We start from the raw sequence: 12405 nt of genomic DNA, 5'->3' as shown, positions 1-12405 counted from the left end.
GCATCTCCGACCGGCGGTGCGTTCTCATGACTTCCGGCACTGCCATCCGGATACGCAACGCCGCATGCGGGAACTCGTTCCTGAGCCGCCGGCAGGAACCGACGCGGATGGCCGGCGTCTCCGCCGCGGTGAACGGAGGCGCTCGCATAAAACTGTTGGAGCTGTGGGGCGGTCCTCTTTTAAGGCTGTGCCGAGAGCGGCACCGCGGCTCGCCGGACCTTCCCGCTATCTCACCACACGCTTCTCGAGCTTGCGGGCCAGAGTGCGCCGGTGCAGGCCAAGCCGGCGCGCCGTCTCGGAGATGTTGAAGCCGGTTTCGACCAGGGTTTCGTGGATGCGCTCCCACTCCAGGTTCTTGATCGAGGTGGGCCGGCTGGAAAGCGGTACGGAAACGTCGCCCTCGGCACGGCCGAAGGCGGCTTCGATGTCATCGGTATTGGCGGGTTTGGCCAGGTAATGGCTGGCGCCGAGCTTGATCGCCTCGACCGCCGTGGCGATGCTGGCAAACCCTGTCAGCACGACGATCCTGATCGACGCATCGCGGGCGCTGAGCAGCTTGACGCACTCCAGCCCGGAACCGCCGGCTCCAAGCTTGAGATCGACCACGGCATAAGCCGGAACGGCTTTTTCGAGGGCGCCGAGCAAGGCTTCCCTGTCATGGCAGACCATGACGTCGTAGTCGCGCTTTTCGAAGGAGCGCTTCAGCGTCTTGGCGAAGGTCGCGTCGTCCTCGACGATAAAGAGGGATCGATCAGGCCTCATGATCATCTCCGTCGGTCAGCGCCGCGAGCGGCAGCGAAAGCGTAACACAGGCGCCCTGCTCCATGTTGCGCGCGGAAAAATCGCCTCCCAGTTTCCGGACCACATTCATGACAAGGAAAAGACCAAGACCGCCCCCTGGCCGTCCCTTGCTCGACATATAGGGCTGGCCAAGCGCTGCCAGAATAGTCTCGTCGAAACCCGGCCCGCGATCGCGCACGGCGATCACCAGCTTGTCGCCCTGCCGCTCGGCAGTGACGCCGACCCAAGCCTGCGACGCTTCCTGGGCGTTGTCGAACACGTTGAAGATGACCTGCTTCAGCGCCGTGTCGGACACGATCTGCTCGTCCGGGTCGAAATCGTTCGTGTATTCCAGCTTGAATGGCTGGCGACTGATGCGCCATTCCTCGACCAGATCGTCGAGGAAACCGCGAATGGTGGTGCGTATCGTTCCCTCGCCCCTGGCCTGGCCGGAAGACATCAGAATGCCGGACACGATGCGCTTGCAGCGCTCGATCTGCGCCCGCATTTCGGCCATGTCGGCCGCCAGTTCGCGGTTGCGTGCAAGGGTGCGCATCTGGCGCCAGTCGGACAGGATGACGGATATCGTGGCAAGCGGCGTACCCAATTCGTGCGCGGCGCCGGAGGCCAGCAGGCCCATGCGCACGATGTGGTCCTCCTCGGCCGAGCGCTGGCGCAGGTCGGCGAGATATGCATCACGTTCGCGCAGGTTGCGGTCGATGCGCGTCATGAAGATCACGATCAGGCCGGCGGCCAGCACGAAGCAGATGAACATGCCCCTGATATGCAGGGACAGGAGATCGCTGCCGCCATGATGCGGGATGGCGATCGGCTGGAAAAGGAAGATGAGGAAGACGAAGCAGGCCGACGCGGCCGCCACCAGGATCCAGGTAAACCTTGGGGTCAGCAGTGCCGCGCCGAGCGTGATCTGCAGAAGGTAGAGCGATACGAACGGATTGGACGCGCCGCCGCTCAGGTAAAGCTGCGTCGTCAGTGCCGCCATGTCGAAGATGAGCGCGACGAAGAGCTGGGTGTTGGTGATCGGCCTGATACCGCGCAGGACCAGCAAGCTGAAGATGTTGAGGCCAACCAGGAAAAGCACAACGCCGGCCATCTTCGCCAGCGGCAGCGGGATCTCGAACCAGTATTGCGTCGCCAGAATGGTGAGCACCTGACCCGCCACCGCCAGCCAACGCAGTTGGATGAGCAGGAACAAGTTCTTCCTGTTCGTTGCTTCGGGATTTGGTACCGCGCCATTGTTGGCGGCAAGGGACGCCGTCACCAGCGATTTGTCGCGGCGGAGCGCTTGCGTGGGGACGCTCATCTTGCTGGTCCTTGCCGCTGGGGGCGGCCGGTCATCGGCCTGGCCAGGGCGAGGGCAAGCATCGCAGCGAGCGTGAACCAGGTCAAAGCATAGATGACGTGGCTGTTGCGGAAAGTCACGACGGTCAGCCCGCCGTGTGGCCAGCCGTCGATGCCGGATGCCTCAGCATCAACAAAATAGGGTGCGACATCCGTCAGGCCGCGCGCGGTTGCGATGGCAGCGACATCCCGCGAATACCAGCGATTGCCCGTGGTGTCATTCTTGCGCAGGAAGCCACCGCCTGGCTCGCTCATGCGCAACAGTCCATCGATGATGACCGGCGCGGTTGAGCCGCCGCTCTCTTGTCCGAACTCGGCCTTGCGCTCCGGGGGAATGAAGCCGCGATTGACCAGCACGACGAAGCCACTGTCGGTCCGCATCGGCGTCAGCACCCAATAGCCGCCGCCAAGCTCCGTCACCGCCTGGACCAGCGTGTTGGCGCCGCCCAGGAAGCGTCCGGCCAATCGCACATGGCTGTATTCGTAGCGGGCTGCGGTGATGCCGTTCCAGCTCTCCGGGCCAGGCGCTTCGAAAACCGGGGCATGAATGCGTTGGTCGACACGGGCGATCAGGTCGAGCTTCCAGGCCCGCCTCTCCAGCTGCCATATGCCGAGCCCGACAAACACCAGCACGCCGAGGAGCCCGAGCAGCACAAGGACAAGGCGCGATGCGGACGACCGGCCGGCGCCCTCTTGCGACGCGGGCCGCGGACCGATGCCCGTCGCCTCGGTGTTGGTTCTCCCAGAGCCCGCAACCGGGCTCATGGCATCTCGCGCATGTCGTGCAGCCCCGGCATCATGTTGGCGTTGAGATGATACATCACCCAGAGCGAGCCGGTCAGTACGATCACGACCAGGATCAGCGTGAAGATCAGCGCCAGCATCGACCATCCGCCTTCCGAGGTGGTGTTCATATGCAGGAAGAAGACCATGTGGACGACGATCTGCGCGACCGCGAAGGCCATAATGACGATGGCCGTCGCCTGCTTGTCGTCGATGGCACCGCTCATGACCAGCCAGAACGGGATGGCGGTCAGGATCAATGACAGGATGAAGCCGGTCAGATAGCTCCGGAACGATCCGTGTGCTGCTCCTCCATGGGCATGGCCGTGACCCTCGGCATGATCATGAGCGCTCATCGCAACATTCCCATCAGATAGACGAAGGTGAAGACGCCGATCCAGACGACGTCAAGGAAATGCCAGAACATCGAGAGGCACATCAGCCGGCGGCGGTTCGCCTCGACGAGGCCAAATCGTGCGACCTGGGTCATCAGCGTCACCAGCCAGACGATGCCGAAGGTGACATGCAGGCCGTGCGTACCGACCAGGGTGAAGAAAGACGACAGGAAGGCGCTGCGCTGCGGTGTCGCGCCTTCATGGATCATGTGCGAGAATTCGTAGAGCTCGATCGACAGGAACGCCAGGCCGAACAGGCCGGTGACGGCGAGCCAGGCTTGCGTCGCCCCTATGCGACCCTTGTCCATGGTCAGCATGGCGAAGCCATAGGTGATCGAGGAGAAGAGCAGCATGGCGGTGTTGACCGCCACCAGATCGAGGTCGAACAGGTCCTTGGGCGCCGGCCCGGCCGCGTAGTTGCCGCCAAGCACGCCATAGGCGGCGAACAGCATCGCGAAGATCAGGCAGTCGCTCATGAGATAGAGCCAGAAGCCGAGCATGGTGGAGCCGCCTTCGGCGTGCGCATGCTCCTCTTCCAGGTGAAAGACCGGTTCGGTGCCGGCCGTGATTGCTGTCGATGCCATGCTCAAACCCCAGCCCCGAGGAGCGTCGTCCTCGCCTCTTCCGTCCGAGTGACTTCGGCTGCCGGAATGTGGAAGTCGCGGTGATAGTTGAAGGTGTGGCCGATCGCGGTGGCGATGAGGCAAACGAAGCTCAGCGCCGCCAGCCACCAGATGTACCAGATCAGGGCGAAGCCGAGCGCGACGCTGAAGGCGGCCAGGATGACACCGGTGCCGGTATTGCTGGGCATGTGGATCGGCTTGAAGCCGGCGAGCGGCCTGGTGTAGCCGGCCTGCTTCATGTCAAACCAGGCATCGTTGTCGCGAATGACAGGTGTGAAGGCGAAATTGTAGGCAGGTGGCGGCGAGGAGGTCGACCATTCGAGCGTGCGGCCGTCCCATGGATCGCCGGTCGGATCGGCAAGCGCCTCGCGCCTGCGGATGGAGACGAAGATCTGGATCAGGAAGGCGGCGATGCCGCAGGCGATCAGCACCGCGCCGAAGGCGGCGATGACGAACCATATCTGCAGCGAGGGATCATCGAATACCCGCATGCGGCGTGTCACGCCCATCAGCCCGAGCACGTAGAGCGGCATGAAGGCGAACCAGAAGCCGACCACCCAGCACCAGAACGAGACCTTGCCCCAGAACGGGTCGAGCTTGAACCCGAAGGCCTTGGGCCACCAGTAGGCAATGCCGGCGAACAGCCCGAACAGCACGCCGCCGATGATGACGTTATGGAAGTGCGCGATCAGGAACAGGCTGTTGTGCAGCACGAAATCCGCCGGCGGCACGGCAAGCAGCACGCCGGTCATGCCGCCGACGGTGAAGGTGAGCATGAAGGCCACCGTCCACATCATCGGCAGTTCGAAGCGGATGCGGCCCCGGTACATTGTGAACAGCCAGTTGAAGATCTTCGCTCCCGTCGGGATCGAGATGATCATCGTCGTAATGCCGAAGAAGGAATTGACGCTGGCGCCGGAGCCCATGGTGAAGAAGTGGTGCAGCCAGACGAGATAGGACAGGATGGTGATGACCACCGTGGCGTAGACCATCGAGGTGTAGCCGAACAGGCGCTTGCCGGAGAAGGTCGAGGTGACTTCGGAGAAGACGCCGAACAGCGGCAGGATGAGGATGTAGACTTCCGGGTGACCCCATATCCAGATGAGGTTCACATACATCATCGGATTGCCGCCGAAGTCATTGGTGAAGAAGTTGGTGCCGACATAGCGGTCGAGCGCCAGCAGCGAGAGCACCGCCGTCAGCACCGGGAAGGAGGCGACGATCAGCACGTTGGTGCAGAGCGACGTCCAGGTGAAGACGGGCATGCGCATCATCGTCATGCCGGGCGCGCGCATCTTGATGATGGTGCAGATCAGGTTGATGCCCGACAGCGTCGTGCCGACACCCGCCACCTGCAGCGCCCAGATATAATAGTCGACGCCGACGTCGGGACTGTAGCCCATGCCGGAGAGCGGCGGATAGGCGAGCCAGCCGGTGCGGGCGAATTCGCCGACGAACAGCGAGGCCATGACGAGGATTGCGCCGCCGACCGTCATCCAGAAGGAGAAATTGTTGAGGAACGGAAAGGAGACGTCGCGGGCGCCGATCTGCAGCGGCACGACGAAATTCATCAACCCGGTTACGAAGGGCATCGCCACGAAGAAGATCATGATGACGCCATGGGCGGTGAAGATCTGGTCGTAGTGATGTGAGTTCAGGTAGCCCTCGGAGCCATTGAAGGCGATGGCCTGCTGGAGGCGCATCATGATGGCGTCCGAGAAGCCGCGCAGCAGCATGACCAGCCCCAGCACCATGTACATGATGCCGATCTTCTTGTGGTCGACGCTGGTGAACCATTCACGCCACAGGTAGCCCCACAGCCTGAAATAGGTGATGACGCCGAGAAGCGCGATGCCGCCGAGTGCCACCGCGGCGAAGGTGGCGACAACGATCGGCTCATGCAGCGGCAGCGAGTCCCAGGTGAGGCGGCCGAAAATGAATTTGGTCAGCGTATGGGGCATCGCAAGTCTCTCACAATTCGCGCCGCAGCAGGCCGAGGGCCGGCGTATCGGCCGCCGCGCTGCGGCTGTCTGTCCGGGGCCGGAGCAGTCCCGCCCCGCGCAGCGGGGACAGGTTCTTCGCCGGCCAATAGGTCGGCCGGGCATCGCGCGACGCGCGCGAGACGGCAGCGGCCTCCTCCGCCGTGCAGATGCTGGCGACATAGGAGGGATCGTTTCCGAACACCGCGCCGCGCCGCGCGAGCTTGTCATATTGCAGCGGCAAGGTGTTGCGCACGCCCGCAAGGCCGAGACCGCCCTTGGCGTCGATCGACATCATCTCGTCCATGCACATCTTGCCGCGCTCGACGCACAGATTGAGGATGGCACCATAGAGGTCGGGATCGACGGAGGCGTAGTGGCGGACGGTTTCGTTCTCGCTCGGCTTTTCGAGTTCGAGATAACTGTCGCGGTTAAGCGCCGCCGACGCGGTCCTGGCCTGTGCCACCCACTGGCTGAAGGCATCATCGGATAGGCCCTGGAAGGCAAAGCGCATGCCCGAAAAGCCGGCGCCGCTATAATTGGCGGAGAAACCGCTATAGGTGCCCGGCCGGTTGATGACGGCGTGCAGCTTCGTCTCCATGCCCGGCATGGCATAGATCTGCCCGGCGAGGGCTGGAATGTAGAAGGAATTCATCACCGCCGAGGAGGTGATGCGGAAGTCGATCGGCTGGTTGACCGGCGCCGCCAGCTCGTTGACGGCAGCGATGCCGTAATCGGGATAGATGAACAGCCATTTCCAGTCGAGCGCCACGACCTCGACCCTGAGCGGCTTGTTCAACTGGGTGACGGGCTGGCCGGGTTCGATCCTGTCGATCCGGCGGTACGGGTCGAGCAAATGCGTGCCGAGCCAGGTCAGTGCGCCAAGGCATATGATGATGAGAAGCGGTGCTGCCCAGATCACCAGTTCCAGTTTCGTCGAATGATCCCAATCCGGTGCATAGGTCGCCGAGGCATTGGAGTGCCGGTAGCGCCAGGCGAAAAAGACAGTCAGCGCCATGACCGGCACGATGATGATCAGCATCAGCAAGGTCGAGACCACCAGCAGGTCGCGCTGCTGGGCCGCGACATCGCCTGCCGGCGCGAGCACGACCATATCGCAGCCGCTCAACAGCCCGGTCAGGGGAAACAGAAGCAAGGCCCCAAATCGTTTCATCAGATGCTGCCCTCGATGGACCGCCGCAACGTGGAGGGATGTTGCGGTGCGGTATCAACAAAGGGCTACTGCCGGCGGCGGCGCGCTGACATTGGACAATTTGTCCAATGCCCAGCCGGGGTGGGTCTGGCACAGTGTGCAGCGCACAATGGAATCCCTATGATTGGGTCCCAGATATTTCATTCCACGCGGTGGCGACGGACAAGATGGCTCAGACTTCGACTGCCGAAACAAACAGCGGGCTGATCGGCTCGGACCACGGCCAGGTCAGCGCGGGCGATATCGCGGTCGGCGTGATCGTGGGCAGGACGTCGGAATTCTTCGACTTCTTCGTCTATGCGATCGCGTCCGTCATCGTGTTCCCAAAGCTGGTGTTTCCGACGCACGACCCGCTCGTCGGAACGCTCTACTCCTTCGCCATTTTCGCACTGGCCTTCATCGCCCGTCCGTTCGGCTCCGTTCTGTTCATGGCCGTCGATCGCGCCTATGGCCGCGGGGCGAAATTGACGATCGCGCTGTTCCTGCTCGGCACCTCGACCGTCGCCATCGCGTTCCTTCCCGCCTATGGCGATATCGGCGCGCTTGCGATCTGGCTTCTGGCGCTGGCCCGCATCGGGCAAGGCGTGGCGCTCGGCGGAACCTGGGACGGACTTCCCTCGCTGCTGGCGCTGAACGCGCCTCAGAACCGGCGCGGCTTCTACGCCATGATCCCGCAACTCGGCGCGCCGATCGGCCTCATCGTGGCGAGTTCCCTCTTCGCTTTCTTCGTCGCCAACCTGTCGGCCGACGACTTCCTTGCCTGGGGCTGGCGATATCCTTTCTTCGTCGCCTTCGCCATCAATGTCGTGGCCCTGTTTGCCAGGCTGCGCATTGTGGTGACGCCCGAATTTTCAAGATTGTACGAGAGCGGCGACCTGCAGCCGACGCGCATCAGGGATACGATCAGGGCCGAAGGCCGCAACGTCGTCATCGGCGCCTTCGCGCCGCTGGCGAGTTTCGCCCTGTTCCACATGGTGACGGTGTTTCCGCTCTCCTGGGTGTTCCTGTTCACCAATGAGGGGCCGGCGCGCTTCCTGACGATCGAGGCGGTGAGCGCTCTGTTCGGTATCGCGGCTATCGTCGCATCGGGGCCACTGGCCGATCGTGTCGGACGCCGTGCGCTGCTCGGCGGTTCGGCGATCGCCATCGCGACGTTCAGCGGCTTTGCCCCGCAGCTTCTGGATGGCGGCACCGTTGGGGAGGCCCTGTTCATGGTGCTGGGCTTCATCCTGCTGGGGCTGAGTTTCGGGCAATCGTCGGGCGTCGTCGCATCGAGCTTTTCGCGGCACTATCGCTATACCGGCTCGGCGATAACCTCGGATCTTGCATGGATGTTCGGCGCCGGCTTCGCGCCGCTCGCAGCCCTGCTTTTGGCCGGCAATTTCGGCCTCATCGCGGCGGGCGCCTACCTGCTCTCGGGCGCGGCCTGCACCTTGCTTGCCTTGTGGATCGACGGGCGGCGTTCGGTCGCGGACCGTCCGACCGACTGAACTCTATAAATGGCCGGAAGGGTCAGCGAGCGTCGCCGGAGCCGCTGCCCTCCCGGTCAGCGGAGCATCGAGCCGCCATCCCCGTCGAGCGCGGCGCCGTAGACGAAGCTCGTGGCGTCGGAGCAGAGGAACAGGATCGCTGCGGCAAGGTAAGGCTCGCCGAATACACCGGCGCCGTCACGCTCCTCCATGTCGAGATGGACAGTGGCCAGACCTGCCGCCCGAAACCGGCGCCGAGGTCGGCCTGCGGGCCGAACCCGGGCATCTGCACTTCTTCGACCAGGAAGGGCGGGCGATCTGATCTGCCGCGCCCCGGCGTTCTATTCCGCCGCCAGTGCGGCGACTTCCCGCCGAAATGGCAATGCGTCGCCGATGTCAGGTTCGTCCAGCTCCCGGGCGAAGCGATGGCCGGCATAGGTTGCCCAGGCGATCGGCCCCGGTGCTTCGGCGTCGCCAATGACCTTGACCGAACGGATGCCGTTGTCGCCCCACTCGTTTTCCCGCGCCTTGAGCTCGCGCCAAACGGCGTCGTCCTGATTGCGTGACGTGACCAGGACGACGGCATCGGCCGCCAGATCCTGTTTAGCGCCGGTGTAGACGCAGGCCGTCACGACGCCACCTGAAGCGACACTCGTGACGGTCCTGTTGAGGACGATATCGACGCCGAGTTCAGCCAGGCGGCGGTGAATGGCCCCTTGCTCCAGCGTGTTGCGGGTCCAGTCCGAGACATAAGCCGATGGCGTCACCAGGGTCACCTTCGTTCCCCGAAGCGCCATCAGCTCGGCGAGAACGCCGCCCATGTAATAGTGGTCGTCGTCGAACAGCACGACCTTGCCGGCCGGAACCTTGCCGGCCATCAGATCGTCGGGTGAGTAGACCGGCATCGCGGCGTCGATCGGCATCGGCACGACATGGGCACGCGCGACGCCGTCGCGGCGCCAGGTCGATCCGGTGGCAATGGCGACGTTCTGGAAGCCGAACGAGAGGATGTCACCGGCCGACAGCCGGCTTTCGAAATAGATGTCGACATTGGGCATCTGGCTGAGCTGATACTGCCGATAGTCGCGCACCCTGCCCCAGGCCGACAGGCCTGGAAGTTTGCTTTCGCGCGCCACGCGTCCGCCAAGCTCAGTGCCCGCTTCCGCGATGGCCACTTTATAGCCGCGCAGGCCGAGCGCACGCGCGGCCTCCAGTCCGGCAGGCCCGGCGCCGACGATCAGGACGCTGTCGCTGTCGCCTTTCGCCTGCATGCGCTCAGGATGCCAGCCTTTGCGCCATTCCTCCATGAAGGTCGGGTTCTGCGTGCAGCGTGAGATCGACATGGTCATGTCGCCGGTGATGCAGATGTTGCAGCCAATGCATTCGCGGATGTCCTCGATGCGGCCCTCCTCGACCTTCCTCGGCAGGAAGGGATCGGCGATCGACGGGCGCGCGCAGCCGATGAAGTCGAGCGTGCCCGACCGGATCATCCTGACCATCACGTCGGGCGAGGTGAAGCGGCCGACGCCGACGACCGGCTTCGAGGTCAGCTTCTTGATGCCCGACACCAGGCTTTCCTGCGCCGCCTCGTCCTTGAAGCGTGACGGACCCGAGCAATCCTCCCAAGCGCCGTGCGCGAGATCCCAAAGATCGGGCAGTTCGGCATGCATCTCGATCATGTCGCGGACTTCCGAATTGGCGAAGCCGAGTTCACCGATCATCTCGTCCAGCGACAGCCTGAGCGTCAGGCCGCACGTGTCGCCAATCGCGTCGCGCCCTTCCTCGATCAGCTCGCGCATCAGCCGCGAACGGTTTTCCAGCGAGCCGCCATATTCGTCACCGCGCTGGTTGGTGGCCGTCGATAGGAAATGCTGGATGATGCCGAAGCCATGCGCGCCATAGAGGCAGACAAGGTCGAAACCCGCCTGCTTGGCGCGTTTGAAGGCATTGCGGTGCCAGCGGCGCAGGTCGCGTATGTCCTCTCTGTCCATGGCGCGCGCCTGCACCGGATCATTGGTGAAGGTGCGGATCGGCAAGGCCGACGGCCCGCGCGGCACCTCCTTGGTGTAGAGGTTGGGACCGTTGATCCCGGAATAGGCGAGCTGGATGCCAGCCAGCGCCCCGTGCTCGTGCATGGCCTCGGCCATCTTGGCCAAAGCCGGAATGTCGGCGTCATCCCATAGCCGCAGTTCGATGAAGGGCGTGATCTCGGAGGTATGGTGCATCTCCGTCTGCTCGGTGAAGATCACGCCCCAGCCGCCTTCCGACTTGATGCGGCGCATCTCTGCCGCCGCCGATGGATCGCGATAGCCACCGCCATTGCAGTGCGGAACCTGATAGAAGCGGTTCTTGGCCGTCACCGGACCTATCTTCATCGGCTCGAACAGGATGTCGTAGCGTGGGTCGCGCATGTAGCTTCCTCCCTGCCGGCTCGGCACCGCCGGTGCTGCCGAGACTACTAATAAGTTCGAGCCGGCGCGGGAAAACTACGGATTTCTTCTGTGCCGATTAGGACGCGCCTAATCGCGCGCGCCGGCGCGAATTAGTCTGCGTTGAACCGGGGCTGAGCGAAATGCGAATTCAGAGCATCGGCGGCATGATGCTAGACAGCCAGAACCCGACCGAGAGACAGAAAATGGACAGCATCAGGATTCTCGAACGGCTGATCGCATTCCCCACGGTGAGCCGCGACTCGAACCTCGACCTGATCGGCTATGCGGCCGACTTGCTCGAAGCGAGCGGCGTTGCCTGCCAGATCGTCCACGGCGCGGACAGGCACAAGGCCAACCTCTTTGCCACCATTGGCCCGGCAGGCAGACCCGGTGTCATGCTGTCCGGCCACACCGACGTCGTTCCCGTGGACGGCCAGAACTGGACGCTGCCCCCATTCGAAATGACCGAGCGCGACGGCAAGCTCTATGGGCGCGGCGCGGCGGATATGAAGGGTTTTGTGGCCTCTGCGCTCGCGATCTGCATCAAGGCCTCCAGGATCGCGCTTCGGACGCCGTTGCATCTGGCGCTCTCCTGTGACGAGGAAGTCGGCTGCCTGGGCGTGCGCGACCTGATCGAAATGCTGCGTGCGGCGCCGCAACGCCCGCTGCTGTGCATCGTCGGGGAGCCGACCAACATGCAGGTGGCGACCGGGCACAAGGGCAAGCTTGCCGCTCGCGCCGTCTGCAGGGGACGCGAAGGCCATTCGGCGCTCGCCCCGCTGGCGCTCAATGCGATCCACCTCGGGTGCGATTTCGTGCGCGCCTTGCGTGACGAACAGGAACGGCTGGCCCGCGACGGCGCCCGCGACGGCGACTACGACATTCCCTACACGACGGTTCATGTCGGCAAGATCAACGCCGGTGTCGCGCTCAACATCGTGCCCAACCTCTGCCACGTCGATTTCGAGATCCGCAACATTGCCGCCGACGACGCCGCCAGCATTCTCGACAGGCTGCGCGCCGCCGCGGTGCGCATTGCCGAGGACGCCGCTTCGATCGCGGCAGAGGCAGCGATCGACATCGAGATCACCAACACCTATCCGGGCCTCGACACGCCGGCCGCATCGGAGGCGGTGGCTTTCGTCAAGTCGCTGACCGGTGCCAACGACACGATGAAAGTCGCGTTCGGCACGGAGGGCGGATTGTTCAGCCGCGATCTTGGCACGCCTGCAGTCGTCTGCGGGCCGGGCTCCATGGCGCAGGGACACAAGCCCGACGAATTTGTCAGCGTCGAACAGCTGCGTCGTTGCGACGCGATGCTGGACAGATTGCTGGAACGGCTCACGGACGGCTGGCCGTGAGCCGCATG

General features: G+C 63.7%; 10 protein-coding genes and 1 pseudogene. 2 read left to right on the top strand and 9 right to left on the bottom strand.

The features are described 5' to 3' along the window. Positions 1-225 precede the first annotated feature (225 nt). The 7 genes from FJ936_RS08705 to cyoA are packed head-to-tail and all read right to left on the bottom strand — an operon-like array spanning position 226 to position 7096. A complete protein-coding gene (locus FJ936_RS08705) occupies positions 226-762 on the bottom strand; it encodes a response regulator transcription factor (RefSeq protein ID WP_140793973.1) in 537 nt (178 codons plus the stop codon). Beyond that, entirely contained in the window at positions 752-2104 is a 1353-nt protein-coding gene (locus FJ936_RS08700) for an ATP-binding protein (protein WP_140793971.1), read from the bottom strand. Before FJ936_RS08700 ends, FJ936_RS08705 begins: the two co-directional genes overlap by 11 nt. Further along, a complete protein-coding gene (locus tag FJ936_RS08695; RefSeq protein ID WP_140793969.1) occupies positions 2101-2907 on the bottom strand; it encodes an SURF1 family protein in 807 nt (268 codons plus the stop codon). The genes FJ936_RS08700 and FJ936_RS08695 overlap by 4 nt, the downstream gene beginning before the upstream one ends. Continuing rightward, positions 2904-3281, bottom strand: coding sequence for a cytochrome o ubiquinol oxidase subunit IV (cyoD, locus tag FJ936_RS08690; protein WP_140793967.1), 378 nt, complete (start codon positions 3279-3281; stop codon positions 2904-2906). Before cyoD ends, FJ936_RS08695 begins: the two co-directional genes overlap by 4 nt. Continuing rightward, the gene (cyoC, locus tag FJ936_RS08685; protein WP_210241814.1) at positions 3278-3910 is read right to left on the bottom strand and encodes a cytochrome o ubiquinol oxidase subunit III; all 633 of its coding nucleotides are present in this window, start codon (positions 3908-3910) and stop codon (positions 3278-3280) included. The genes cyoD and cyoC overlap by 4 nt, the downstream gene beginning before the upstream one ends. After that, the gene (gene cyoB, locus FJ936_RS08680) at positions 3907-5904 is read right to left on the bottom strand and encodes a cytochrome o ubiquinol oxidase subunit I (RefSeq protein WP_141906378.1); all 1998 of its coding nucleotides are present in this window, start codon (positions 5902-5904) and stop codon (positions 3907-3909) included. The genes cyoC and cyoB overlap by 4 nt, the downstream gene beginning before the upstream one ends. A gap of 10 nt (positions 5905-5914) precedes the next feature. Further along, positions 5915-7096, bottom strand: a complete 1182-nt coding sequence (cyoA, locus tag FJ936_RS08675; RefSeq protein WP_141906377.1) for a ubiquinol oxidase subunit II — start codon at positions 7094-7096, stop codon at positions 5915-5917. A 206-nt stretch (positions 7097-7302) separates the two neighbouring features. Between cyoA and FJ936_RS08670 the strand changes: the two genes are divergently transcribed. Next, positions 7303-8625: an MFS transporter gene (locus FJ936_RS08670; RefSeq protein ID WP_140715589.1), complete on the top strand. Its 1323-nt coding sequence runs from the start codon at positions 7303-7305 to the stop codon at positions 8623-8625. A 56-nt stretch (positions 8626-8681) separates the two neighbouring features. Here FJ936_RS08670 and FJ936_RS31140 read toward each other — a convergent pair. Together FJ936_RS31140 and FJ936_RS08660 are read right to left on the bottom strand one after the other, a co-directional pair. After that, positions 8682-8774: pseudogene (locus FJ936_RS31140) on the bottom strand (SDR family NAD(P)-dependent oxidoreductase); the annotation flags it as partial. Between the two features lie 171 nt (positions 8775-8945). After that, entirely contained in the window at positions 8946-11015 is a 2070-nt protein-coding gene (locus FJ936_RS08660; protein WP_140790268.1) for an FAD-dependent oxidoreductase, read from the bottom strand. A gap of 224 nt (positions 11016-11239) precedes the next feature. On the opposite strand from FJ936_RS08660, the gene argE reads away from it, so the two are divergent. Next, a complete protein-coding gene (argE, locus tag FJ936_RS08655) occupies positions 11240-12397 on the top strand; it encodes an acetylornithine deacetylase (protein WP_041163727.1) in 1158 nt (385 codons plus the stop codon). Positions 12398-12405: the final 8 nt, after the last annotated feature.

Origin of the sequence: Mesorhizobium sp. B2-4-13, from assembly GCF_006658535.1 — a bacterium.
Taxonomy (GTDB): Bacteria; Pseudomonadota; Alphaproteobacteria; order Rhizobiales; family Rhizobiaceae; genus Mesorhizobium; species Mesorhizobium australicum.
Note: the sequence above shows the minus strand (reverse complement) of the source record. Positions and strands in the feature narration are given on the sequence as shown.